At 59.3% G+C, this 22,845-nt stretch carries 25 protein-coding genes and 1 pseudogene; 12 read left to right on the forward strand and 14 right to left on the reverse strand.

Annotation, left to right across the window (positions count from 1 at the left end; all coding sequences use genetic code 11):
• The first annotated feature begins 30 nt into the window (after positions 1–30).
• Positions 31–798, forward strand: coding sequence for a class III extradiol ring-cleavage dioxygenase (locus tag PSH64_RS21425; RefSeq protein ID WP_305478602.1), 768 nt, complete (start codon positions 31–33; stop codon positions 796–798).
• Positions 799–907: 109 nt separating this feature from the next.
• Here PSH64_RS21425 and PSH64_RS21430 read toward each other — a convergent pair.
• A pseudogene (locus PSH64_RS21430) lies at positions 908–2,615 on the reverse strand (DEAD/DEAH box helicase).
• Between the two features lie 386 nt (positions 2,616–3,001).
• On the opposite strand from PSH64_RS21430, the gene PSH64_RS21435 reads away from it, so the two are divergent.
• On the forward strand, positions 3,002–3,793 hold the full coding sequence (locus PSH64_RS21435; RefSeq protein WP_105343292.1) for a crotonase/enoyl-CoA hydratase family protein: 792 nt from the start codon (positions 3,002–3,004) through the stop codon (positions 3,791–3,793).
• Positions 3,794–3,931: 138 nt separating this feature from the next.
• Here the strand turns inward: PSH64_RS21435 and PSH64_RS21440 are convergent, their stop codons facing one another.
• A complete protein-coding gene (locus tag PSH64_RS21440; protein ID WP_105343291.1) occupies positions 3,932–4,687 on the reverse strand; it encodes a spermidine synthase in 756 nt (251 codons plus the stop codon).
• 148 nt (positions 4,688–4,835) lie between these two features.
• On the opposite strand from PSH64_RS21440, the gene PSH64_RS21445 reads away from it, so the two are divergent.
• Positions 4,836–6,182 (forward strand): class II 3-deoxy-7-phosphoheptulonate synthase, encoded by a 1,347-nt coding sequence (locus tag PSH64_RS21445; RefSeq protein WP_105343289.1) that lies wholly within the window; start codon positions 4,836–4,838, stop codon positions 6,180–6,182.
• 130 nt (positions 6,183–6,312) lie between these two features.
• Here the strand turns inward: PSH64_RS21445 and PSH64_RS21450 are convergent, their stop codons facing one another.
• Positions 6,313–7,542, reverse strand: coding sequence for a winged helix-turn-helix domain-containing protein (locus PSH64_RS21450; RefSeq protein WP_105343287.1), 1,230 nt, complete (start codon positions 7,540–7,542; stop codon positions 6,313–6,315).
• A gap of 64 nt (positions 7,543–7,606) precedes the next feature.
• Positions 7,607–7,822, reverse strand: coding sequence for a DUF1127 domain-containing protein (locus PSH64_RS21455; protein WP_105343284.1), 216 nt, complete (start codon positions 7,820–7,822; stop codon positions 7,607–7,609).
• Positions 7,823–7,918: 96 nt separating this feature from the next.
• Between PSH64_RS21455 and PSH64_RS21460 the strand changes: the two genes are divergently transcribed.
• Complete coding sequence (locus PSH64_RS21460; protein ID WP_105343280.1) at positions 7,919–8,773, forward strand: LysR substrate-binding domain-containing protein; 855 nt, start codon at positions 7,919–7,921, stop codon at positions 8,771–8,773.
• On the opposite strand, the gene PSH64_RS21465 is transcribed toward PSH64_RS21460, so the two are convergent.
• Positions 8,763–9,497, reverse strand: a complete 735-nt coding sequence (locus PSH64_RS21465) for a sulfite exporter TauE/SafE family protein (protein WP_105343278.1) — start codon at positions 9,495–9,497, stop codon at positions 8,763–8,765. The genes PSH64_RS21460 and PSH64_RS21465 overlap by 11 nt on opposite strands.
• Before the next feature lie 123 nt (positions 9,498–9,620).
• On the opposite strand from PSH64_RS21465, the gene PSH64_RS21470 reads away from it, so the two are divergent.
• The 3 genes from PSH64_RS21470 to PSH64_RS21480 all read left to right on the forward strand — a co-directional run bounded on the left by PSH64_RS21470 (position 9,621) and on the right by PSH64_RS21480 (position 11,910).
• The gene (locus PSH64_RS21470; RefSeq protein WP_305478606.1) at positions 9,621–10,577 is read left to right on the forward strand and encodes a LysR family transcriptional regulator; all 957 of its coding nucleotides are present in this window, start codon (positions 9,621–9,623) and stop codon (positions 10,575–10,577) included.
• 69 nt (positions 10,578–10,646) lie between these two features.
• Positions 10,647–11,108, forward strand: a complete 462-nt coding sequence (locus PSH64_RS21475) for a MarR family winged helix-turn-helix transcriptional regulator (protein ID WP_305481196.1) — start codon at positions 10,647–10,649, stop codon at positions 11,106–11,108.
• A 382-nt stretch (positions 11,109–11,490) separates the two neighbouring features.
• A complete protein-coding gene (locus PSH64_RS21480; protein WP_105343275.1) occupies positions 11,491–11,910 on the forward strand; it encodes an organic hydroperoxide resistance protein in 420 nt (139 codons plus the stop codon).
• A gap of 73 nt (positions 11,911–11,983) precedes the next feature.
• Here PSH64_RS21480 and PSH64_RS21485 read toward each other — a convergent pair whose 3' ends face one another.
• Positions 11,984–12,553 carry an elongation factor P gene (locus tag PSH64_RS21485; protein ID WP_007940000.1) on the reverse strand — a complete coding sequence of 190 codons (570 nt, stop codon included), beginning with the start codon at positions 12,551–12,553 and terminating at the stop codon, positions 11,984–11,986.
• A 48-nt stretch (positions 12,554–12,601) separates the two neighbouring features.
• Entirely contained in the window at positions 12,602–13,744 is a 1,143-nt protein-coding gene (gene earP / locus PSH64_RS21490; protein ID WP_105343273.1) for an elongation factor P maturation arginine rhamnosyltransferase EarP, read from the reverse strand.
• Between the two features lie 124 nt (positions 13,745–13,868).
• Between earP and PSH64_RS21495 the strand changes: the two genes are divergently transcribed.
• On the forward strand, positions 13,869–14,267 hold the full coding sequence (locus PSH64_RS21495) for a hypothetical protein (protein ID WP_105343271.1): 399 nt from the start codon (positions 13,869–13,871) through the stop codon (positions 14,265–14,267).
• 14 nt (positions 14,268–14,281) lie between these two features.
• Positions 14,282–14,764 (forward strand): GreA/GreB family elongation factor, encoded by a 483-nt coding sequence (locus PSH64_RS21500; protein ID WP_105343269.1) that lies wholly within the window; start codon positions 14,282–14,284, stop codon positions 14,762–14,764.
• A gap of 13 nt (positions 14,765–14,777) precedes the next feature.
• Here the strand turns inward: PSH64_RS21500 and cysB are convergent, their stop codons facing one another.
• The 5 genes from cysB to PSH64_RS21525 all read right to left on the reverse strand — a co-directional run bounded on the left by cysB (position 14,778) and on the right by PSH64_RS21525 (position 18,736).
• Complete coding sequence (cysB, locus tag PSH64_RS21505) at positions 14,778–15,752, reverse strand: HTH-type transcriptional regulator CysB (protein ID WP_105343266.1); 975 nt, start codon at positions 15,750–15,752, stop codon at positions 14,778–14,780.
• A gap of 112 nt (positions 15,753–15,864) precedes the next feature.
• On the reverse strand, positions 15,865–16,368 hold the full coding sequence (locus PSH64_RS21510) for a universal stress protein (RefSeq protein ID WP_105343263.1): 504 nt from the start codon (positions 16,366–16,368) through the stop codon (positions 15,865–15,867).
• 98 nt (positions 16,369–16,466) lie between these two features.
• Positions 16,467–17,372 carry a 5'-nucleotidase gene (locus PSH64_RS21515; RefSeq protein ID WP_105343260.1) on the reverse strand — a complete coding sequence of 302 codons (906 nt, stop codon included), beginning with the start codon at positions 17,370–17,372 and terminating at the stop codon, positions 16,467–16,469.
• A gap of 24 nt (positions 17,373–17,396) precedes the next feature.
• Positions 17,397–18,353 (reverse strand): putative 2-dehydropantoate 2-reductase, encoded by a 957-nt coding sequence (locus tag PSH64_RS21520; protein ID WP_305478614.1) that lies wholly within the window; start codon positions 18,351–18,353, stop codon positions 17,397–17,399.
• Complete coding sequence (locus PSH64_RS21525) at positions 18,350–18,736, reverse strand: co-chaperone YbbN (protein ID WP_105343255.1); 387 nt, start codon at positions 18,734–18,736, stop codon at positions 18,350–18,352. The genes PSH64_RS21520 and PSH64_RS21525 overlap by 4 nt, the downstream gene beginning before the upstream one ends.
• On the opposite strand from PSH64_RS21525, the gene PSH64_RS21530 reads away from it, so the two are divergent.
• On the forward strand, positions 18,735–19,178 hold the full coding sequence (locus PSH64_RS21530; protein ID WP_105343253.1) for a PilZ domain-containing protein: 444 nt from the start codon (positions 18,735–18,737) through the stop codon (positions 19,176–19,178). The genes PSH64_RS21525 and PSH64_RS21530 overlap by 2 nt on opposite strands.
• A gap of 170 nt (positions 19,179–19,348) precedes the next feature.
• Positions 19,349–20,425 carry a 3-deoxy-7-phosphoheptulonate synthase gene (locus PSH64_RS21535; RefSeq protein WP_038982203.1) on the forward strand — a complete coding sequence of 359 codons (1,077 nt, stop codon included), beginning with the start codon at positions 19,349–19,351 and terminating at the stop codon, positions 20,423–20,425.
• 66 nt (positions 20,426–20,491) lie between these two features.
• Here the strand turns inward: PSH64_RS21535 and PSH64_RS21540 are convergent, their stop codons facing one another.
• Complete coding sequence (locus PSH64_RS21540) at positions 20,492–20,773, reverse strand: GNAT family N-acetyltransferase (RefSeq protein WP_030132333.1); 282 nt, start codon at positions 20,771–20,773, stop codon at positions 20,492–20,494.
• A gap of 631 nt (positions 20,774–21,404) precedes the next feature.
• Here PSH64_RS21540 and oprI point away from each other — a divergent pair.
• Positions 21,405–21,656 (forward strand): outer membrane lipoprotei OprI, encoded by a 252-nt coding sequence (gene oprI / locus PSH64_RS21545; RefSeq protein WP_003172710.1) that lies wholly within the window; start codon positions 21,405–21,407, stop codon positions 21,654–21,656.
• 126 nt (positions 21,657–21,782) lie between these two features.
• Here the strand turns inward: oprI and PSH64_RS21550 are convergent, their stop codons facing one another.
• Positions 21,783–22,754 carry a L,D-transpeptidase family protein gene (locus PSH64_RS21550; protein ID WP_105343251.1) on the reverse strand — a complete coding sequence of 324 codons (972 nt, stop codon included), beginning with the start codon at positions 22,752–22,754 and terminating at the stop codon, positions 21,783–21,785.
• Positions 22,755–22,845: the final 91 nt, after the last annotated feature.

Genomic DNA, 22,845 nt, shown 5'->3' on the forward strand with positions numbered 1-22,845 from the left:
TGGTGCCATCTTACTCTCAGGAGCTTATTTATGTTCCCCAGCCTGTACATCTCTCACGGCTCCCCCATGCTGGCCCTGGAACCAGGCGCCAGTGGGCCAGCCCTTGCGCGTCTGGCCGCCGCAATGCCGAAACCCAAAGCCATCGTGATCGTCTCTGCGCACTGGGAAAGCAGCGAATTGCTGGTCAGCGGTAACCCTCAACCTGAAACCTGGCACGACTTCGGTGGTTTTCCCCAGGCCTTGTTCGAGGTGCAGTACCCGGCACCCGGCAATCCGCAACTGGCGGCGGAAGTTGTCGAGCTGCTGAAGGCCGACGGCCTGCCTGCGCGCATCGACCCCCAGCGCCCCTTCGACCATGGGGTATGGGTACCCTTGTCGTTGATGTATCCACAGGCCGATATCCCGGTGGTGCAGGTCTCGCTGCCCACTCGTGGCGGCCCGGCGCTGCAAACCCGCGTCGGCCATGCCCTGACCAGCCTGCGCGAACACGGCGTGCTGTTGATCGGCTCCGGCAGCATCACCCACAACCTGCGCGAGCTGGACTGGCACGCCGGCCCGGAAAGCGTCGAGCCCTGGGCCAAGGCGTTCCGCGACTGGATGATCGAGAAACTCGAAGCCAATGACGAAGCCGCGCTGCACGACTATCGGCAACAGGCTCCGAACGCCGTGCGCAACCATCCGAGCGATGAGCATCTACTGCCGCTGTACTTTGCCCGCGCGGCCGGGGGTGAGTTCAGTGTCGCTCACCAGGGGTTCACCATGGGAGCCCTGGGGATGGACATTTATCGCTTTGGCTGATTGATACAGCGAGTCGCCGCACCACAGACCCGGACACAAACAGCAGACAAAAAAAATCCCCGAACCAGTCGGGGATTTTTTATGTTCGATCAATCAGCCCGAGAGCGGATCAATCTTCGCGGTAGCGACGCAGCTTCAACTGCTTACCGGCAACGCGAGTGTCCTTCAGCTTGGTCAGCAAACGCTCCAGACCATCTTCCGGCAGCTCGACGAGGCTGAAGCTGTCACGCACCTGGATGCGACCGATGGCTTCACGCGCCAGACCACCTTCGTTGAGGATGGCGCCCAGCAGGTTCTTGGCAGCGATACCGTCACGCGCACCCAGCGCGGTACGGCAACGAGCACGACCTTCAGCCAGCGGGATCGGAGCACGACGCTCGCGGTCACCACGGTCCGGACGATCACCGGAACGCTCTGGACGATCGCCACGCGGTGCATTGTTCGGCACCAGTGGACGCTCTTTCTCGATCGCGGCCAGGGTCAGCGCTTGACCGTTGGTAGCCTTGCGCAGCAGGGCTGCGGCCAGGGCACGCGGGCTGCAACCGATATCGGCAGTCAGACGATCCAGCAGATCACCGTGAGTCGATTCGGCATCAGCCACCAGCGGCGACAGGCTGTTGGTCAGTTTCTTGATGCGGGCATCGAGAACGGCCTGGGCGTCCGGCAGACGAACTTCGGCAACCTTCTGACCAGTCACACGCTCGATCACTTGCAGCATGCGGCGCTCACGAGGAGTCACCAGCAGCAGCGCACGACCTTCGCGACCGGCACGGCCGGTACGGCCGATACGGTGAACGTAGGATTCCGGATCGTACGGCATATCAACGTTGAACACGTGAGTGATGCGCGGAACGTCCAGGCCACGAGCGGCAACGTCGGTCGCCACGACGATGTCCAGACGACCATCCTTGAGGGATTCGATCACGCGCTCACGCTGGTTCTGAGCAATGTCACCGTTCAGCGCAGCGGCTTTGTAGCCTTTGGCTTCCAGGGCACTGGCCAGGTCCAGGGTCGCTTGCTTGGTGCGCACGAACATGATCAGGGCGTCGAAATCTTCCACTTCCAGCAAGCTCAGAACGGCAGAAGTCTTCTGGTCAGCGTGAACCAACAGGTGAGCCTGTTCGATCGCGGTAACGGTCTGAGTCTTGCTCTGGATCTTCACGTGCTTCGGATCGCGCAGATGGCGTTCGGCGATGGCACGGATCGATTGCGGCAGGGTGGCCGAGAACAATACGGTCTGACGGGTTTCCGGCATGGCCTTGAAGATAACTTCCAGGTCGTCCATGAAGCCCAGCTTGAGCATTTCGTCCGCTTCGTCGAGAACCAGGTGGTTCACGGTAGCCAGGACTTTTTCGTCGCGACGCAGGTGGTCGCACAGACGACCCGGAGTGGCGACAACGATCTGTGCACCATTACGAATTGCTTTCAATTGTGGGCCCATCGGCGCGCCGCCGTAGACAGCCACAACAGTTACGCCCGGCATTTGCTTGGCGTAGGTTTCGAAAGCGGTTGCAACTTGTAGCGCCAACTCACGAGTTGGGGCCAGGATCAGAGCTTGCGGCTCGCGCTTGGACGGATCAATGCGGTGCAGGATCGGCAGGGCAAAGGCAGCGGTTTTACCGGTACCGGTTTGCGCCTGGCCAATCATATCGTGACCGGCGAGAATGATCGGGATCGACTGCTGCTGAATGGCCGAAGGCTCTTCATAGCCGGTAGCGACTACTGCAGCGACAATATTAGGGTGAAGTTCAAGAGCGGCGAAGCCGCCGATTTCCTGGGTCATGGGTCTGCCTCTAAGTGCATCCGCAAAGACCCATGCTCCAAAGCTGCGCATGCCGTGTTGAGACTCAAGAGTCGCCCTGGCAGCTTTGTCGGCGGGGATTTGCGAAAACGAATGAATGAAAAGAATCGTCAAGGAAGAGTCCGCAGGCGGACGTGCAGCCGAAGCTGGCTTCGGGGAATTGCGCAACCTAAACGCGGCCCGGTTAAAGGCCGGCGCGCACTATACCGGAATTCGGCCAAAAAGGGAGCTTTTTTTATCGGAAAAAACCGGCGTACGCCGTTGTGTCACAGGCTTTGCGGATAATCGTGCGACCGTCTATTTTGCAAAGGCCCGGCCCTGCTGGCGATGACGCTAAAACGGTTCATCCTTGTGACACAGACCTTCGGTCTGACACACCCTTCCCGCCCGAGGAAATGCTCCATGAATCAGCCCAGTCCCAGTCGTGTAACCCGTGAACGGCACGGTCATGTCCTGATGATCGGCCTGGATCGGGTGGCCAAACGCAATGCCTTCGACCTCGACCTGCTCAATGCACTCAGCCTGGCTTATGGCGAGTTCGAGGCCGACATCGAGGCGCGGGTGGCTGTGGTGTTCGGTCATGGCGAGCACTTCACTGCCGGGCTCGACCTGGTCAGCGCCGGCTCGGCCCTGGCCGAAGGCTGGCACCCCCCGCCGGGTGGCTGCGACCCATGGGGCGTGTTCGGCGGCCCCCGGGTCAGCAAACCGGTGATTGTCGCGGCGCGGGGCTATTGCCTGACCGCTGGCATCGAGTTGATGCTGGCCGCCGACATCAACCTGTGCGCCAGCAATACTCGCTTTGCCCAGAAGGAAGTGCAGCGCGGGCTCTTCCCGTTCGGCGGCGCCACCTTGCGCCTGCATCAGGTCGCCGGTTGGGGCAATGCCATGCGCTGGCTGCTTACCGGCGATGAGTTCGACGCGCATGATGCCTTGCATCTGGGCCTGGTACAGGAAGTCATGGCCAGTGAGGATCTGCTGCCACGGGCGATCGAACTGGCTGAGCGGATCGCCCGGCAGGCACCGCTGGGGGTTCAGGCGACGTTGATGTCTGCCCGGCTGGCGCGCTACGAGGGTGAGACCGTGGCGGCCCAGGCATTGCCGGCATTGGTGAAGAAATTGCTGAGTAGCGAGGATGCCAAGGAGGGAGTGCGGTCGCTGGTCGAGAAACGGCCTGGGGTTTTCAAAGGGCTTTGAGGCATGTATTGACGGGCAGGAAGCCTTCGCGAGCAAGCCCGCTTCCACAGTTGACCGAGTTGAACCGCAAATTTGCGACCGACAAAGATCGAATGTGGGAGCGGGCTTGCTCGCGAAGGGGCCCGAACAGACAACGACTTATGTCGCCGGTCGAATCGCCTTGATCAACGATTGCAACGAATACCCCAATCGCGGCGCCAGGCCTTCGGCCCGGGTGATCAGCCCGTCCATGTCCAGCTCCTGATCCAGCTCCGATGGCACGATCAGGATCACGTTGCCCTCCTTCACCGGCAGTTCCCAGTAATGCCGGTGATAGAGCCCGCGCAACAATGCCGCACCCAACGGCTTGCCGTCGTCGGTGGCCCATTGGTTGATCACCAGCCAGCCACCCGGATTCAAGCGTTTCTGACAGTTTTCCAGAAAGCTCCAGGCCAGATGCCCGACACCCGGCCCGACATCGGTATAGAGGTCGACGAAAATCAGATCGGCCGGTTCAGCCGTATCGAGTAGTTCCAGGGCATCGCCGACGCGAATGTACAGCCGCGGATCGTCATCCAGCCCCAGGTATTCGATGGCCAGGCGTGGCACGTCCGGACGCAGCTCGATGGCTTCGACATCTTCCAGCGGCAGGAACTTCAAGCACGCCTGGGTCAACGTGCCGGCGCCGAGCCCGAGAAACAGCGCGCTGTCCGGCTGCTCGTGGCACAGTGCGCCAATCAGCATCGCCCGGGTGTAATCGTATTCGAGCCAGCTCGGATCAGCGGTAAACACGCAGCTCTGCTCGATGGCATCACCGAATTCCAGAAAACGGTAATCGGCCACTTCCAGCACGCGAATCACGCCGAACTCATCCTGTACCTCGGCGAGCAAATGCTCGACGCGCTCCTCAGTCATTTCGTCTCCTGATCGTTACCGACCCCGGCAACGCGATAAACCGCAACATAAAGCGGCAAAGACGCGATTGTCCGCGAAGCGACGGGAACAGGTCACGCACTAATTGCTGATAACATAACCGTCCGAGCGTAAAACACTAGAGACTGCAATGAACCAACCCTGGAGCCCTGACAGCTGGCGCGCCCTGCCGATCCAGCAACAACCTCAATACCCCGACGCGGCGCATTTGCTGCACGTCGAGCAAACCCTGGCGAGCTATCCGCCACTGGTGTTTGCCGGTGAAGCCCGGGAGTTGCGTCGTCAGTTCGCCGAAGTCACCCAGGGCCGGGCGTTTCTGTTGCAGGGCGGCGACTGCGCCGAAAGCTTCGCCGAATTCTCCGCCGCGAAAATTCGCGACACTTTTAAAGTGTTGCTGCAAATGGCGATCGTCATGACCTTCGCCGCCGGTTGCCCGGTGGTCAAAGTCGGACGCATGGCCGGCCAGTTCGCCAAACCCCGTTCGGCCAATGACGAGACCATCAACGGCGTGACGCTGCCGGCCTACCGTGGCGACATCGTCAATGGCATCGGTTTCGACGAAAAAAGCCGCGTGCCGGACCCGGATCGTCTGCTGCAGTCTTATCACCAGTCCACCGCGACCCTGAACCTGCTGCGCGCCTTTGCCCAGGGCGGCTTTGCAGACCTGCATCAGGTGCACAAATGGAACCTGGACTTCATCGCCAACTCGGCACTGGCCGAGAAATACAGCCACCTGGCCGATCGCATCGATGAAACCCTGGCCTTCATGCGCGCCTGCGGCATGGACAGTTCGCCGCAGCTGCGCGAAACCAGTTTCTTCACCGCCCACGAAGCGCTGTTGTTGAACTACGAAGAAGCCTTCGTGCGTCGCGACAGCCTGACCAACGACTACTACGACTGCTCGGCCCACATGCTGTGGATCGGCGACCGTACCCGTCAACTGGACGGTGCTCACGTCGAATTCCTGCGCGGGGTGCACAACCCGATCGGTGTGAAGGTCGGCCCGAGCATGAACCCTGAAGACCTGATTCGCCTGATCGATGTGCTCAACCCGGACAACGACCCCGGTCGCCTCAACCTAATTGCGCGGATGGGCGCGAACAAGGTCGGCGATCACCTGCCACAGCTGATCCGCGCGGTGCAACGCGAAGGCAAGCAGGTGCTCTGGAGCTCCGACCCGATGCACGGCAACACCATCAAGGCCAGCAGCGGCTACAAGACCCGCGATTTCGCGCAGATCCTTGGCGAAGTGAAGCAGTTCTTCCAGGTTCACGAAGCGGAAGGCAGTTATGCCGGCGGCATCCACATCGAAATGACCGGGCAGAACGTCACCGAATGCATCGGCGGCGCGCGGCCGATTACCGAAGACGGGTTGTCGGACCGTTACCACACCCATTGCGACCCGCGGATGAATGCCGATCAATCCCTGGAACTGGCGTTTTTGATTGCTGAAACCCTGAAGCAGGTCCGGCGCTAAGTCAGTAGTTTTTTATTGCCTGACAGACCGCCATCGCGGGCAAGCCCGCTCCCACAATGACCGTGTCGTTCACAAATCATGTGTCTGGCACGCCCCCTGTGGGAGCCGGCTTGCTCGCGAAGGCGTCAGTTCAAACAACACTGAATTGAGCCAACGCCACCCGCAACCGCGCCGCACTCGCCCGCGGGCAATTCAGCTGAACCTGCTCAAGCCCCAACCAGTCCGCCATCCGCCGCAGATTGACCGCCAACGCCAACATCCCCGCCTCATCCAGCCCCGGCTCTTCCTCATGCACGGCATGCACCGCCAACCGGCCCGACGCCCGTTCGGCCCGCAAGTCGACCCGCGCAGCAATCCGCTCATTGTGCAAAAACGGCAATACGTAATAGCCATAGACCCGCTTGTGCTGCGGCGTATAAATCTCCAGCCGATAACGAAAATCGAACAATCGCTCGGTACGGCTGCGCTCCCAGATCAGCGAATCAAACGGCGAAAGCAGCGCGCTGGCCTCAACCTTGCGCGGCACCTTCGGCTCGGCCAGGCAATAAGCCGGTTGCCGCCAGCCCTCAACCTCACAGAGCAGTAGAGCCCCGTCCTCGACCAGTTCAGCCAGACGCGACCGGCTGTCTGCCGGGCTCAAGCGAAAATAATCGCGCAAGTCCTTTTCCGTCCCGACGCCCAACGCCGTGGCGGCATGCAGCAATAGCCCGCGCTGGGCCTCAGCCTCACTGAGCAGGGGTTGGCGAAGAATCTGCGAAGGAATCACCCGCTCCGGCAAATCATAAAGCCGTTCAAACCCGCGCCGGCCCGCTACGGTCACTTCACCGGCGGCAAACAACCATTCCAGGGCATGCTTTTCGACGCTCCAGTCCCACCATGGCCCTGCACGTTCCTGACGGGTCGACAAGCTGCCTGCCCCCAACGCACCGAGCTCCTGAACCGACGCTAAAACGCGGCGAATCGTGTCCTGCTTTTCACGACCGAAACGCGCCAGTTGCTGATAGATATCTTCACCCCGGGCCGCGCGCTGCATACGCCAGCGCATCAACGGGTACATCGACAAGGGCAGCAACGATGCTTCGTGGCCCCAATACTCAAATAACGTGCGCCGACGGCCCTGACTCCAGGCAGCCTGATCGAGCAAGTCGGATGAGTAATTGCCAAGACGGGAAAACAAGGGAAGGTAGTGCGAACGCACCAACGCATTGACCGAATCGATTTGCAGAACGCCCAGGCGCTCGATCAGCCGGTTGAGCTGAACCGGTTTGATCGCCGCCGGCGGCTGGCGCCCGTTGAATCCTTGGGCAGCCAGCGCCAGACGCCGAGCCTGTTTGAGGGAAAAGGACTGTGTGGCGGGCATGAGCATCTCCTTGTCTGCTCGCAACCTACCTCACCCGAAAGTGGTTGGTGTAGCAATGGCATCATCATTTATGCATCGGATCATCCCAGAACGGTCTTACTACCTCATGTTCCACATCCGCACGGGTCACGCCGATGTCCTTCAGTGCTTCGTCGCTCAGGCCCGCCAGCATTTCACGTTCACGGTGAAGTTCATACCAGCGACTAAACTTGTGCAGCAGATCGGATACCGCGTGGATTGAGAATTTTTCTTGCGTTACATGCTCGTTGTGACCTTTCATCGTGTAGCCCTCCTTTAGGGATGGATCCAGTCTCGCTCCAGCGATAAGATCAATCCAACGAATGTTTCTGATGGAATGCATCTCGGAGATTGATGAATGTCCGCTTACCCCAGTATCGACACAGATGTCCTGCGCACCTTCGTCGCGATCGCCGACCAGGGCGGCTTTACCCGCGCCGGTGAAATGGTCAACCGCACCCAGTCCGCGGTGAGCATGCAGATGAAGCGCCTCGAAGAGGATGTGTTGCAGCGCCAGTTGTTCGAACGCGACGGACGTCAGGTCAAGTTGACCGCCGAAGGCCAGGTATTGCTGGGCTATGCGCGGCGCATCCTCAAACTCCACAGCGAAGTCTTCAATACCCTGCGCGAGCCGCACATGGTCGGTACGGTGCGCATCGGCACACCCGACGATTACGTCATGCGCTTTCTACCGGGCATCCTGTCGCGCTTCGCGCAGTTCTACCCGCTGATCCAGATCGAGGTTCACTGCGAATCGACCCGGCAACTGTTGCAGCGCCAGGACCTGGACCTGTCCATCGTCACCCGCGAGCCGGGTAACGAGATCGGCCAATTGTTGCGCAAGGAGCGTTTTGTCTGGGCCGAGGCCCAATGCTTCAACGCCCACGAGCAAACACCGTTGCCGCTGGCGATGTTCAACAGTGATTGTTTCTGCCGCGCCTGGGCGTGCAATGCCCTGGACGCCATGGGCCGCGATTACCGCATTGCCTACAACAGCTCCAGTCTGTCGGCATTAATGGCAGTGGTCAGCGCGGGCCTGGCCATCACCGCGCAACTGGAAAGCCTGATCACGCCGGATATGCGCATCCTCGGCGCCGATCAGGGCCTGCCCTTGCTGCCGGAAGGCAGCATCATGCTGATCCGCAACCTGAATAACCCTTCGCCGATCACCGAATGCCTGGCCGAGCACATCGTCGAAGGCTTCAAACTTTAAACGCGAGCATCACCGCACAGCACACCAGAAAACCACAGAACAGCCCGCGCAGGAGACGCTCCGGCAATGCGTGGGCAATTCTCACGCCCCAACTGATGCTCATCAATCCACCGACCGCCAACGGCACACCGATCGTCCAGTTGACCTGATGATGCACCGCATACGTCGCCAAGGTGACGCCTGTGCTCGGCAATGCCAGCGCCAGCGACAAGCCTTGGGCGACCACTTGGCTGGTACCGAACAGGCTGGTCAACACCGGCGTTGCCACCACCGCCCCGCCCACGCCAAACAGCCCCCCCATGGTCCCGGAAGCCGCGCCGAGCACGCCCAGCCATGGCCATGAATAATGCATCTGCGAAGAAGCCGGCGCAGTGGCGGTGAACATTCGCATCAAGTTGTAGGCCGACAGTGCGACCAGGAACGCAACGAAGCCCACCCGCATGGTTTGCGCATCAACACCCACCGCCCAGATCGAACCGATCCAGGCGAAACAGAACCCCATCGACGCCAGTGGCAGCGCATGGCGCAATTCGATGCGATTGCGCTGGTGATAGCGCCACAGCGCCAGCATCACGTTCGGCACCACCATCACCAGCGCCGTGCCTTGGGCAATCTGCTGATCGAGACCGAACCACACGCCCAGCAGCGGGATCGCAATCAACCCGCCACCAATGCCGAAAAGCCCGCCGAGAGTGCCCAGGGCAGCGCCAAAAACCAGATACATCACAAACTCAATCACAGGCGATTTCCTCTTGTCAGGCCGTTCATCCTACGCAGTCGGCTCTGGCGGGGAAACGCACAGCAACGCACAATGGCTGTGCCAAATTCGCACAAGCGCTGACAAACCATGAACCCCAATCAATTGACCGAACAGCTCGGCCTGTTTCTGGATGTGCTGGAAAGCGGCAGTTTTTCCGCCGCTTCCCGCCGTCATCCCCTGACGCCGTCGGCGGTGGCGCGACGCATCGACAGCCTGGAAAACGCAGTCGGCAGCCAATTGTTCATTCGCAGCACCCACGCGGTGCGGGCGACCCCGGCCGGATTGGCGTTTGCCGAGCGCGCGCGACGGATCGTTGCGGAGCTGCAACTGGCCCGGGCGGAAGCGGTGTCCCTGAGCAATGCGCCGGAAGGCCTGATTCGGGTCGATGCACCGGCAGCGTTTGGACGACGACACCTGGCACCAGTGATTGCTGACTTTCTGACGCTTTACCCCGGCCTTGACGTGCAATTGCACCTGATCGACAGCTTTGTCGACATGCAGGGCTCGAATCTGGGCAAGGTCGATCTGGTGTTGCGTGCCGGGCAAATGGCCGATACCCGGCTGGTTGCCACGCCACTGGCGAGCATGGTGCGCATCGCCTGCGCCAGCCCCGATTATTTGCAGCGTCGTGGCGTGCCAACCGATCCGGGGCAATTGGCCGAGCACGATGGTCTGGACTGGGAAGGCCTGGCTCCGCCGTTCGCCTGGCGCTTCGAGCGGGATGGGCAGATGCACTTGCACCGGCCCGCGCGAATCCGCATGAGCGCCAACAATGCCGAGGCACTGGTGTGCGGCGCACTGGCCGGGCTGGGCATCGCGCACTTGCCGACCTGGCTGGCCAGCGAATATTTATTACGCGGCGAGCTGCTGCCGCTGTTCTGCGAAAACGGCCTGCCAAAACCGGAAAGCACCGGCATTTATGCGTTGCGTCTGGAACAGCAACCCAATTCGCGCAGCCGCTTGTTGCTCGAATACCTGAAGACCCGTTTCAGTCCCGTCCCGCCGTGGGATCTGGCACTGCAAACCAACCTGGCGCGCCGTTAGTCGAGAATTATCTGGCGCATTAAAGATTCGCCCGCTAGATTCATGACGATCATCGATCAAGGCTTTGAAATGAACACCGAGCGCAACACCCCGGACAACTGCGACAACCTGCTGCTGGACAATCAGGTCTGCTTCGCGCTGCATTCCACCTCGCTACTGATGACCAAGGTCTATAAGCCGCTGCTGCAAGCGCTGGGTCTGACATATCCGCAGTATCTGGCGATGATGGTCTTGTGGGAAAAGGATGGATTGACGGTCGGCGAAATCAGCACCCGACTGCTGACCGATCCCGGTTCCCTCACCCCGCTGCTCAAGCGCCTGGAAGCCGAAGGCCTGCTGAGCCGCACTCGCAGCAGTGAAGACGAACGGGTGGTGATTGTCGAACTCACCGAGCAAGGCCGCGCACTGCGAGACAAGGCGCGCGACATTCCGCAATGCATCCTTGGCGCCAGCGGGCAGACGCTGGACCAGCTGAAAAAGCTGCAAGCGGAACTACAGGAACTGCGTAGCCACTTGCAAGACAGCCTCTGATCTCCAAACACCACACTTCCCATGTGGGAGCGGGCTTGCTCGCGAAAGCGGACTGTCAGCCAGCATTGATACTGAATGATGCACCGCTTTCGCGAACAAGTCGGATCGCCGCACTGCCACTCCCGCATTGGTTTTTTTGGGTGCTCTCAAAAATCCATTTCGATAGCCCTCTCCTCAAAAAAATTCATCGTTGAATTGTCCCGTCTGGACAGCTCTATCTCGGCACTTTCAACCCCAACGTTTTGACTGACCGACGGACTCTCGCCAATTTTTTCAAAAAAATAATCTTGCGCACTAAATATTAGCGAGCTACATTCATCTCGCACTTACTTAGCGCGCAAACATTTAGCGCAAAAATCAAAACCCGAACGAGGCCTTCACCATGCAAACTCTCTACACCGCAATCGCAACCTCCACCGGCGGCCGTGACGGTCGTGCGATCTCCAGCGACAACGTCCTCGACGTCAAACTCGCTACCCCGAAAGAACTCGGTGGCGCCGGCGGCGCGGCAACCAACCCTGAACAACTGTTCGCCGCCGGCTATTCCGCCTGCTTCATCGGCGCGCTGAAGTTCGTCGCCAGCCAGACCAAACGTAAAATCCCGGACGACGCATCAATCACCGCCCATGTCGGCATCGGCCAGATCCCCGGCGGTTTCGGTCTGGACATCGACCTGCACATCAACCTGCCAGGCCTTGAACAAGCCGATGCACAAAGCCTGGTCGACGCCGCCCACCAGGTCTGCCCGTACTCCAACGCCACCCGCGGCAACGTCGATGTGCGCCTGCATGTCACCGTTTAATCACTGATCTTGATCTTTCGCCCACAAAAAAGCCCGACTCAATGGTCGGGCTTTTTCATTCCTCAAGCGGTGCTTATTTAGCACGGCCTTTGTAGGAACCGCCTTCGCGGGTATCGATCTCGATCATGTCGCCGATTTCGATGAAGTCAGCAACCGACAGCTCGGTACCGTTCTTCAGTTTGGCAGGCTTCATCACCTTGCCGGAAGTGTCACCGCGAGCGGAACCTTCGGTGTAGTCAACCTGACGCACGATAGTGGTCGGCAGTTCTACGGAAACCAGACGCTCTTCGAAGAAGATCGCTTCGCAAACATCGGTCATGCCTTCTTCAACGAAAGGCAGAACAGCTTCGATGTCTTCAGCGTTCAGCTCGTACATGGTGTAGTCGGTGGTGTCCATGAACGTGTAGGAGTCGCCGCTGATGAAGGACAGGGTCGCTTCTTTACGGTCGAGGATTACGTCGTCCAGTTTGTCGTCGGCGCTGTAAACGGTCTCGGTCTTGTAACCGGTCAACAGGTTTTTCAGCTTGGTCTTCATGATCGCGCTGTTACGACCCGACTTGGTGAATTCAGCTTTCTGAACCAGCCAAGGATCGTTGTCGATACGGATCACCATACCGGGTTTCAGTTCTTTACCAGTTTTCATTGCGAATATCCGAATTTGGATGGGATTTACAAAAATCTAGGCCGCGTATCATATCCAATTTAGGTAAAACTGTACCAGCGCTGCGGCAAGATCTGCCTGCAAGGCTTGTTCCAGACACCATGCCTCGGCATGCTTTTCCAGTTCCGGCCAGTGTTTGCGGGTTGATTTCCAGTGATCGGTCATTGTCTCACCTGCGTTCCATGCCCGCCATAGACCGCTGATCGCCTCGCCAGCAGGCTTGGACAGGCCTTGGGTATACAGGGTCAGGAACGCGTCGAGCTTGTCCAGGTGGATATCTTCGTCCTGCTGATAGATATGCCAGAGCAGTGGCCGGCCTGCCCATTGCGCGCGAACAAAGGAATCTTCGCCGCGCACGGCATTGAAATCGCAGCTCCACAGCAGCAGGTCATATTGATCCTGGCGGACGAACGGCAGCACTTGCACGGTCAGGGCGTCGCGCACATGCACTGCGCCGGCTGTCAGCCCATCCACTCCCAGCCAGCGTTCGACGTCACCGAGAATCCGCCCTTCAGGCACCAGCAGATGAGTGGGCGTCGAGTCGGCAGCCATGGCGTCGAGCCAACTGGCCAGCCCGGTATTCTCGTAGGCGAACAGCGAGATCAATTGTGCATTCGGGGCGCGTTCAACCCCCAGGCCTTGCAGGAACTCTCGCTGAGCCTGGGGACTTTGCTGAAACTGTCGACGCCGCTCCAGCAAGCCGCTTTCGCGCAGCAAGCCACCGGTGCCCTTGCGGAACCCCGGAAAGAAAAAGAACTTCTGCACATTCCTGTACTTCACCGACGGCAAGCCGTGGCAACCGACGACCCAGTCTTCGGCGCTCAGATAATCGAGGTTCATCCACAGCGGCGGCTTTTCCCGTTCGGCCATGGCCTCCATGTAGGCACTCGGCAACTGGCAGGCGAAGGCAGCGATGACGACATCAGCGGCTTCGGTGGGTTGCCATTGCGCTGACCACTGTCGTACCTCGACACCCTGCTGCCACTGTTGCGCGGCGTGGATGTCGATTTCTGGACACAACCGCTCGAAGGCCCGCAGGTCGTCGACCCACAAGCGCACCCTCACTGAATGTTCGGCCACCAGTTGGCGGGCCAGGCGCCAGGTCACACCGATGTCGCCGAAGTTGTCGACCACGGTGCAAAAAATATCCCAGCGGGTTTTCATTTCAGGCATTCCAGGTTCCCGTTGGCAAAAGCGTCGATTGTCCGCATAAATTACCCCGCACAGAAGAGCCGACGGCGATTAATCTTCATGCGACAATCGCCACTCGCCCGCGACCACCCGCCAGGAGGCAGTCATGCCCTACCGTCCCCACCCGCGCCGTTCCATGCCGGTCCAGCTCAATGCACTGCAACTGACCGGTAGCATCGCCCTCGGTTTGTGGCTGGGATTTATCGCGATCGCACTGACCTGTTGGCTCGCCTGGCGCCTGTTGTTCAACGAGCAATTGGCCCCCTTGGCCCAAGCGGTGGAGCAACTGGCCAAACCGCCGGTGATTGAGCAACCTGCCCCGCAGAATCCGATGTTCGAACAGTACGAGGAGCACCTGCGCAGGAACGATCAGCAGCAAATGGTGGAACAGGCCAGAAGCAGCAAGCACAATCTGGCCAATCCAAAATGCCAGTTCTGGCTGCAACAGGACCAGACCGCGCCGAGCGAAAAAAGCCGCGCCAACGTCCTGCAATTCTGCGATTGATCATGAAGCTCTCTATGCACAAGCCGACCGTCCACCAACTGATTATCGACAAGCTGCGGATCGATCTCGACATCGCCGAGCGCGCCGCGCAAACCGCTTACGAAACCGCGACCCACGAAGAAAACATAGCCGAAAACAAGTACGACACCCTGGGGCTGGAGGCGTCTTATCTGGCGGCCGGGCAGGCCAGGCGAGTGGAGGAAATCAGGCTGGCATTGACCCTTTGCCAGAACCTGACGCTGCGGCCTTATGATGACCGGCGCGGTATCGAAGTCGGCGCCCTGCTCGGTCTGGAAGACGAAAAGGGTCGCGAACAATGGCTGTTCCTGGCCCCTGACGCGGCCGGACTGAAGGTGGATCTGGTGGGGCAACTGATTACTGTCATCACCCCTCGCTCGCCGCTGGGCAAAAGCCTGCTGGGCAAGTTCGAAGGGGATGAAGTGGAGATTCTGGTGGCGGGCGCTCGGCAACAGTTTGCTGTCACCGAGGTGATCTAGAGTCTGTTGACGCTTAATGGACCGGCAGTTCGACGCCGTCGAACAGCTCTTCCAGTTCCTGTTTGTTGTGACACTGAATGGCCTTGGCCATCACTTCGCGGGTCAGGTGCGGAGCGAACTTCTCGATGAAATCGCACATGAAGCCGCGCAGGAAAGTGCCGCGACGGAAACCGATTTTGGTAATGCTGGATTCGAACAACTCGCTGGCATCGAGTACCACCAGGTCGCTATCGAGCTTGGCGTCGACCGCCATTTTCGCCACGATGCCCACGCCCAATCCCAGACGCACGTAAGTCTTGATCACGTCGGCGTCGGCGGCGGTGAACACCACTTTCGGTGTCAGGCCACGGTGGCTGAAGGCTTCGTCGAGTTTCGAACGACCGGTGAAACCGAACACATAAGTCACGATCGGGTATTCGGCCAGGGCTTCGAGGGTCAGCTTCGACAGCTTGGTCAACGGGTGTCCCTGAGGCACGACCACGCAACGGTTCCAGCGGTAGCACGGCATCATCACCAGATCACCGAACAACTCCAGGGCTTCGGTGGCGATGGCGAAATCAACGGTGCCATCAGCGGCCATCTCGGCGATCTGCATGGGCGACCCCTGGTGCATGTGCAGGGCAACGTCCGGGTATTGCTTGATGAAATTACTGATCACCGGCGGCAACGCATAACGCGCTTGTGTGTGGGTGGTGGCGATCGACAGGGTGCCCTTTTTCTCGTTGGAGAATTCCTGGGCGATCTGCTTGATGCTTTCAACTTTGCGCAGGATCTCGCCGGCCGTGGTGATGATGCGCTCACCGGCCGGGGTCACGCGGGTCAGATGCTTGCCGCTGCGAGCGAAAACCTCGACCCCCAATTCGTCTTCCAGCAGACGGATCTGTTTGCTGATGCCCGGCTGTGAGGTGTAGAGGCTTTGGGCAGTAGCAGAGACGTTGAGGTCGTGGTGCGCCACTTCCCAGATGTAGCGCAATTGTTGAAGCTTCATATGAATCCCTCAAAGCAGGTAGACGCCACGGGCATCAGCGACGGTATATAACTATATTAATGGTTTGAATAATAAATCTAGAACTTTTTATCAAAACGCCATTATTCGTGTTCTAGCGATCCCCTTTGCGTCGACGCTCCACCAGCGGCACCAGATAGACCGGCACCCTGGCCAGTTGCAGCACTCGCGCGGCGGTTCGCCCCAAAGGTGTCTCTGCCCCTGCGCCGTGACTGTGACTCCCTACGATCAATAAATCGACAGAGAGTTTCTGCGCCTGGTCAAGAATCACCTGCGACGGATCGCCCTGCAGCACCCGCACCGCCCGGATCCGCTCCAGGTCCTGCTCCCCCTCATCCCCCAGCTCTTCGCGAAAGCTGTCGAGCACCCGCTGCTCGATATTGGCAATCACCGTATTCAGGCCCTGACTGTGAAACTCGTTCAAGGCCTGCTCGTCGAGGTAACTCTGAAGCACCGATTCGGCGAACAACCCCATGGGTTCGACCGCATGCACCACATACAAGTCGGCATTGAAGGTTCGAGCCAGTGCCAACGCGTGCTGCATCACAAAAGGTGCATACAGACCGAGATCGGTGGCATACAGCATCGAATGAATCATTGGGACCTCCTTGAATGCCAACATGGCGGAGATTGATTCAGCTTAGCAGTGCCGTGGCGAGTGCGGTGTCCGGCCGCAACGCATTGAACCGCGGGGCTTTAAATCGACGGCTCGTTACTGATGCCATGGGGCACATGACCGGTGGCGACCACTTCACGGGCCAGTTCGCAATGGCCAGCCTGATCGTCAAAAAATACGTCGGCGGCAAAAGCTTCGAGAAAGGCCGACTTGGTCAAACCGCCAAGGAACAGCGATTCGTCCAGACGAATATCCCATTCGCGCAAGGTGCGAATCACCCGCTCATGAGCCGGTGCCGATCGCGCGGTGACCAGCGCGGTGCGGATCGGACAGGCGTCATCGGGAAACTCGCGCTGCAAAAGGTTGAGCGCCGCGAGGAAACCCTTGAATGGTCCACCACGCAAAGGCTCGCGGGCCGCCTCACGCTCGCTGGCCTGAAACGCCTCAAGGCCTCCCGACTGATAGACCCGCTCCGACTCGTCGGAAAACAGCACCGCGTCACCGTCAAAAGCAATGCGCAATTCATCGCTGGCTGCACGACTGGCTCCTCCCGAAAGAATAGTCGCTGCGGCGAAACCGGCATCCAGCGCGCTGCGCACATCGTCGGCATGGGTCGAAAGAAACAGGTCGCACCCAAAGGCCTTGAGGTACGGATAAGGACTGCGCCCGCCGACAAATGCCGCACGGGAGATCGCCAGGCCATAGTGATGAATCGAGTTGAAAACCCGCAGGCCCGTGTCGGCGCTATTGCGCGACACCAGAATCACCTCGACCCGGGCACGGCCGAGACGGGCGTTGAGGTTCAGGAGTTTTTCCACCAACGGGAATGCATCGCCGGGCTCGAGAATTTCGTCTTCATGTTCGATCTGATATTGCCGATAAGCCTCGACGCCGCTCGACAGATAGACCTTGTGGCTTTCGCTCAAGTCGAACAGCGCTCGCGAAGAAATCGCCAGCACCAGTTTGTCGTCTATGCCATTTGCCATGCCCTTCCCCCTTCGTTGACCGACTCAATGATTACGCCGGTCGATAAAACTCAAGCTGCGATACAAGGCCTCGATTCGCGGCAACTCGCATCCCGCCGCCTTCGCCGCGGCCAGTGGTCGAGTGTAGATCGCGTCCAGTTCCAGCGGCCGCTGATGCAGAAAATCGTGGTACATGCTGGGCCAATAGTCCGGCATTTTCTCGGTCATCATGAACAGATAATCGGCGTAACCCGGCGGCATGTCATGACCGCAAGCCTTGGCCCCCTGAACCACTTCGGCCATCAACGCCTGAATCAGCGCGCGGCTGTCGGCATCCGCCATCAACGGTGTGGTGCTGGCCCCGAGTAGCACCGACAGACCGTTGTAGGGAATATTCCAGATCAGTTTCTGCCAGCGCGCCTGATGCAGGTTCGGCATGGCCTGGGCGTCGATGCCGGCAGCGCGGAACAACCCGGCGCCCTCCTCGACGATGCTCATGCGCGTCTGTTCATTGCCGGCGGGACCGCTGTGATAGCCGACATTCACCGAACCGAGCGCTTGATGGGTGATGACACCGGGGCCGGAGCGATGGACGCAGATCAGACAAAGCCCGCCGAGCAGGTGCAGCGAATCGGGGAGCAACTCGCGCAGGCTGTCTTCGACGTCCAGGCCATTTTGCAGCAACAGCACTTTGGCATCAGATGCTGCGGCTTGAATGATGGCCGGTGCCAGTTGCGCGTTGCTGGTGGTCTTGGCCCCCACCAGCAGCCAGTCACAGGGCGGCATGTCGGCAGCCGACGAATAGGCCCGGACCGGGTTCAGGGTCAGCGGGCCCAACGACGCATGGTCCAGATGCAAGCCGCGTTCGGCCACCGCTGAAAATTCACTGCGCAACAGAAAATGCACATCTAAGCCGGCACGCGCCAGCATCAGCCCGTAGAAACCACCGATCGCGCCGGTGCCGATAATGCCGATTGTCGGCCTGGCCACTGTGCCTGTCATGGCAACTCCTCTGCTGGTCGATTCAGCGCCTGGTCCACAGCTTCGTTGAGTGCCGTGCGAGTCAGGCGCGACTGTAGTGCCCCAAAGAACTCACCGTCGCGCACCACAAACAGCGCCGGTAAATGGAAGACCCGATAACGCTCGACCACCCCGCCATTGTTTCCGGCATCGATCCAGCACAGCCGATCGACCGCCAGCTCGAGCCTGGGCAATTGCTCGCGGGCAAAACGGCAACTGGCGCAACCGACACTGGTAAAAATCACCAGTGAAATGCCGTCCATCGCCAGCAGCCGTTGGTCGGCGTCGAAATCAGTCAGTTCCGATTCGACCACTATACTGGGAGAAACAGTGTCAAGTGGCCGACACAGGGAGTCCGTGTTCATGAGACGTTATCTTCCTCATCCTGACGATGTACCCGTCGAATTAACGTTGTTCAAACATGAATGTATTTCGCGCCAAGAGCTGCACACTATCAGCCTCGGCGGCATGGCTTGCAATTACCACCGCGCGTGGCGACGGGGCACGGCACTGCAAGTGCGCATGCCGACCCTGAGCACCACGGTCTGTTACCTGGGCTATGTGGCGTGGTGCCTGCGACGAAAACGCGGCTATCTGGTGGGGATCGCTTTCGTCGATGAACAGACGCTGTTTTGCGCACGGATGGGTGAGCAGGTCTGTCAGATCGAGCGTTACTGCCGTCAGCATGAACCCCAAAGCGAACAGCTGAACAATCAGACACTGGCCCTCGAATGGGTCCAGCAGCACGCCGACGAGTTCTCCCACGACACGGTTCGCAAGGCATTTGCACAGCCGATGGTGGGCTAGGGGTGCTCCCGATCAGGGAAACTCATTGAGAATGGCCCCCAAACCGGTGTCTGCCCATTGTCGAGCCACGGTGTAACGCGCTAAGGTTCAGCTCCCCGACGCGCTTAATTTGCTGTGCTCCGCCGCGCGGGTTCGCTGGCGGCCGGCACCCGTGACCTGACGAGTAAACGATGGCTGATTTACCGATCAACGACCTTAACGTCGCCTCCAACGAGACCCTGATCACTCCCGATCAGCTCAAGCGTGATATCCCTCTGAGCGACGCTGCCCTGCGCACCGTCACCAAGGGTCGCGAAGTCATTCGCAACATTCTTGATGGCACCGACCACCGCCTGTTCGTCGTGATCGGGCCGTGCTCGATCCATGACATCAAGGCTGCCCACGAATACGCCGAGCGCCTGAAGGTTCTCGCGGCAGAAGTGTCCGATACCCTGTATCTGGTCATGCGTGTGTATTTCGAGAAACCACGCACCACCGTCGGCTGGAAAGGCTTGATCAACGATCCGTACCTGGACGACTCGTTCAAGATTCAGGATGGCTTGCACATCGGTCGCCAGTTGCTGCTGGACCTGGCCGAGATGGGTCTGCCGACCGCGACCGAAGCCCTCGACCCGATCTCCCCGCAATACTTGCAGGACCTGATCAGCTGGTCGGCGATCGGCGCGCGCACCACCGAATCCCAGACGCACCGTGAAATGGCCTCTGGCCTGTCCTCGGCCGTCGGCTTCAAGAACGGCACCGATGGCGGCCTGACGGTGGCCATCAACGCCCTGCAATCGGTTTCCAGCCCGCACCGTTTCCTGGGCATCAACCAGGAAGGTGGCGTATCGATCGTCACCACCAAGGGCAACGCCTACGGTCACGTGGTGTTGCGCGGCGGTAACGGCAAGCCGAACTACGATTCGGTCAGCGTCGCCCTTTGCGAGCAAGCGCTGAACAAGGCGAAGATCAAGCCGAACATCATGGTCGATTGCAGCCACGCCAACTCCAACAAGGACCCGGCCCTGCAACCGCTGGTGATGGAGAACGTCGCCAACCAGATCCTCGAAGGCAACCAGTCGATCATCGGCCTGATGGTCGAAAGCCACCTGAACTGGGGCTGCCAGGCAATCCCCAAAGACCTCGCCGACCTGCAATACGGCGTGTCGATCACCGATGCCTGCATCGACTGGACCGCTACCGAAAACACCTTGCGCAGCATGCATGCCAAGCTCAAGGATGTGCTGCCCAAACGTAATCGCAGCTGATCGCTGTTTCACGCATAAAAAAACGCCAGGCTTAAACCTGGCGTTTTTTTTATGCGTTCGCTTTGTTCACAGCTTGGCGGCATGCCGCTGGTGACGCTCCATGTAGCGCTCCACGTAGGAACACGATGGAATGACCGTGTAGCCCATTTCCTCGGCGTATTGCAGTGCCTGCTCGGTCAACGCCGCCGCGATGCCGCGACCACGCAGCGCGTTGGGCACAAAGGTACGATAAATATCCAGGGTCTGTTTCCCCAGATCCATATAGGTCAGGTAGGCACGATAACCGTCCACAGTGGTCTCGAACTGATGACCAGCCTGGTCATGGTGGATGGACAACGCCTCGCTCATCACTACTCCTCGCGGGTCTTTAATTCTGACCCCTACCTTACCGATGTTTTTCCGGCGAAGGAACATCTACGCCACCCCGTGCCTGAATGGACACCGAGAGAGCAACACCAATCTCACGCAACCGAGCACGTATCAAATAGTAGGCACCATTGGCAGAAATGCTCAAGGGACGCTCGTCATACTGGCTGGCGGGTGTTGCCTGGGGTAATGCAGGGACGGCCCGGCCGGGATCTTCCCGGGGCCAGACCTGAACATTGCCGGATATTGAGACTTAAGACGAGCGCGCTTTGTTTAAGTCACCTCAACATGGATAAAGATATGAGAGCCGCTGCTCAAAATCCGAACAAAAGTGTGGACGATTCCATCTAGACAGACTTTAGTCGCGACTGAAAAACAGCTGCCGACACCGGGAACTTTTCCCCGGCGGATCGCTCAGTTCGGGCCTCGCAGCTGGATATTTTTTATACAATGCAGTTAAAAGTTGCTCGAAAAAGAATCAACGCCTACAATTTTTTTTGCTTCTTGCGCTACGTCAGTTTACTTACTACAAGTAATGGGTAGTATGTACGCCGGCTATTTCCTCACTCTGAGGAGACAGCTACTTAATAGAAAGTCCTTGAAGGGGAACACGATGAACAACGTTCTGAAATTCTCTGCTCTGGCTCTGGCCGCAGTTCTGGCTACCGGTTGCAGCAGCGTATCGAAAGAAACCGAAGCACGTCTGACTGCTACTGAAGACGCAGCAGCTCGCTCCCAAGCTCGTGCAGACGAAGCTTACCGTAAAGCTGATGAAGCTCTGGCTGCTGCTCAAAAAGCACAACAGACTGCTGACGAAGCTAACGAGCGTGCTCTGCGCATGCTGGAAAAAGCTAGCCGCAAGTAATAATCCCTCGGGATTGTTATCAAGCCGACCCATTTTTTGGGTCGGCTTTTTTATTGCCTGGGATTTGTGCAGGCCATAAAAAACCCGCCGATGTGGCCTGCATCGGCGGGTTTCTTTAACAACGCGTTACTGTTGCAGGTCGATCGGCGTACTCGAGACCATCGGGGCCGACGCATTCGGCACGGCGATTTCCACCGGCAGACCATCTTCAGCGGCGACCACGTCGCGCACCACATCCCAGTCCATGCGCAAGTTGTTGGTGATGTCCTCACGCTTGAGCATCGCATTGATCACTGCGGTGTGCTTATCGACCACCGAAGGGTTGCCCTTGTCGTCCAGCGGGGTGTGCGCTTCCAGATAAACCTTGCCGCCACTGAGACCGAACTTGTACGGATCGTTGAGGATGCGCACCGACGTCCCTACCGGCACCATGCTCGCCATTTCCAGCACGTTGTTGTTGAACATGCGGAAACAACCGTGGCTGGTGCGCATGCCAATGCCGAACTTCTTGTTCGAACCGTGGATCAGGTAGCCCGGAGTGCCCAGGGTGAATTTGAACGGCCCCAGCGGGTTATCCGGGCCGGCCGGCACTACGTTCGGTAGCGGATCGCCATCGGCGGCGTGCTCGGCCTTGATCGAGGCTGGAGGGGTCCAGGTCGGGTTCGGCGTCTTGGCGACGATGCTGGTGTGGGCAATCGGCGAACCCCAGCCTTCACGGCCAATACCCAGCGGGAAGGTGTACACCACGTTCCGGCCTTTCGGGTAGTAGTAGAGGCGGTATTCAGCCAGGTTGATGACGATGCCTTCACGGGGGCCCGGCGGCAGGATGAAGCGCGTCGGCAGGACGATTTCGGTACCTGCGCCCGGCAGCCATGGATCGACGCCCGGGTTGGCCGCGACCATTTCCAGATAGCCCAGATCGTAGGTGGTGCCAAGGTCGGCGAAGGTGTCTTCGTATTTGGCCTTGATCACCTGCACTTGGCCGACGATGTCTTCACCGGGTGGTGGCAGGGGCAACTCCAATGCTGCAACGGGACCCGCCACGCAGAGCGCAGCAAGAGACAGGCAGCGGGTGACGGCGGGAAAGCGCGGCAACATCCGGAAAATCCTTCGCATGATCGACAAGGGTATAAAAACCCGATTGTACACCGCCGCCTGTTATTTCGGGGAGGTCGAGAAGCGGTTGGCG

It is taken from the genome of Pseudomonas sp. FP1742 (genome assembly GCF_030687145.1).
Classification (GTDB): Bacteria; Pseudomonadota; Gammaproteobacteria; order Pseudomonadales; family Pseudomonadaceae; genus Aquipseudomonas; species Aquipseudomonas frederiksbergensis_D.

What these genes read in the sequence shown, in the direction of transcription:
- PSH64_RS21515 (WP_105343260.1), bottom strand. Translation starts at nt 17,372, where the DNA reads ATGGCAAATGGCATAGACGACAAACTGGTGCTGGCGATTTCTTCGCGA.
- PSH64_RS21500 (WP_105343269.1), top strand. Translation starts at nt 14,282, where the DNA reads ATGCACAAGCCGACCGTCCACCAACTGATTATCGACAAGCTGCGGATC.
- PSH64_RS21495 (WP_105343271.1), top strand. Translation starts at nt 13,869, where the DNA reads ATGCCCTACCGTCCCCACCCGCGCCGTTCCATGCCGGTCCAGCTCAAT.
- PSH64_RS21520 (WP_305478614.1), bottom strand. Translation starts at nt 18,353, where the DNA reads ATGACAGGCACAGTGGCCAGGCCGACAATCGGCATTATCGGCACCGGC.
- PSH64_RS21525 (WP_105343255.1), bottom strand. Translation starts at nt 18,736, where the DNA reads ATGAACACGGACTCCCTGTGTCGGCCACTTGACACTGTTTCTCCCAGT.
- cysB (WP_105343266.1), bottom strand. Translation starts at nt 15,752, where the DNA reads ATGAAGCTTCAACAATTGCGCTACATCTGGGAAGTGGCGCACCACGAC.
- PSH64_RS21465 (WP_105343278.1), bottom strand. Translation starts at nt 9,497, where the DNA reads ATGTATCTGGTTTTTGGCGCTGCCCTGGGCACTCTCGGCGGGCTTTTC.
- earP (WP_105343273.1), bottom strand. Translation starts at nt 13,744, where the DNA reads ATGCCTGAAATGAAAACCCGCTGGGATATTTTTTGCACCGTGGTCGAC.
- oprI (WP_003172710.1), top strand. Translation starts at nt 21,405, where the DNA reads ATGAACAACGTTCTGAAATTCTCTGCTCTGGCTCTGGCCGCAGTTCTG.
- PSH64_RS21480 (WP_105343275.1), top strand. Translation starts at nt 11,491, where the DNA reads ATGCAAACTCTCTACACCGCAATCGCAACCTCCACCGGCGGCCGTGAC.
- PSH64_RS21445 (WP_105343289.1), top strand. Translation starts at nt 4,836, where the DNA reads ATGAACCAACCCTGGAGCCCTGACAGCTGGCGCGCCCTGCCGATCCAG.
- PSH64_RS21510 (WP_105343263.1), bottom strand. Translation starts at nt 16,368, where the DNA reads ATGATTCATTCGATGCTGTATGCCACCGATCTCGGTCTGTATGCACCT.
- PSH64_RS21460 (WP_105343280.1), top strand. Translation starts at nt 7,919, where the DNA reads ATGTCCGCTTACCCCAGTATCGACACAGATGTCCTGCGCACCTTCGTC.
- PSH64_RS21435 (WP_105343292.1), top strand. Translation starts at nt 3,002, where the DNA reads ATGAATCAGCCCAGTCCCAGTCGTGTAACCCGTGAACGGCACGGTCAT.
- PSH64_RS21540 (WP_030132333.1), bottom strand. Translation starts at nt 20,773, where the DNA reads ATGAGCGAGGCGTTGTCCATCCACCATGACCAGGCTGGTCATCAGTTC.
- PSH64_RS21440 (WP_105343291.1), bottom strand. Translation starts at nt 4,687, where the DNA reads ATGACTGAGGAGCGCGTCGAGCATTTGCTCGCCGAGGTACAGGATGAG.
- PSH64_RS21470 (WP_305478606.1), top strand. Translation starts at nt 9,621, where the DNA reads ATGAACCCCAATCAATTGACCGAACAGCTCGGCCTGTTTCTGGATGTG.
- PSH64_RS21455 (WP_105343284.1), bottom strand. Translation starts at nt 7,822, where the DNA reads ATGAAAGGTCACAACGAGCATGTAACGCAAGAAAAATTCTCAATCCAC.
- PSH64_RS21530 (WP_105343253.1), top strand. Translation starts at nt 18,735, where the DNA reads ATGAGACGTTATCTTCCTCATCCTGACGATGTACCCGTCGAATTAACG.
- PSH64_RS21550 (WP_105343251.1), bottom strand. Translation starts at nt 22,754, where the DNA reads ATGTTGCCGCGCTTTCCCGCCGTCACCCGCTGCCTGTCTCTTGCTGCG.
- PSH64_RS21425 (WP_305478602.1), top strand. Translation starts at nt 31, where the DNA reads ATGTTCCCCAGCCTGTACATCTCTCACGGCTCCCCCATGCTGGCCCTG.
- PSH64_RS21450 (WP_105343287.1), bottom strand. Translation starts at nt 7,542, where the DNA reads ATGCCCGCCACACAGTCCTTTTCCCTCAAACAGGCTCGGCGTCTGGCG.
- PSH64_RS21485 (WP_007940000.1), bottom strand. Translation starts at nt 12,553, where the DNA reads ATGAAAACTGGTAAAGAACTGAAACCCGGTATGGTGATCCGTATCGAC.
- PSH64_RS21475 (WP_305481196.1), top strand. Translation starts at nt 10,647, where the DNA reads ATGAACACCGAGCGCAACACCCCGGACAACTGCGACAACCTGCTGCTG.
- PSH64_RS21535 (WP_038982203.1), top strand. Translation starts at nt 19,349, where the DNA reads ATGGCTGATTTACCGATCAACGACCTTAACGTCGCCTCCAACGAGACC.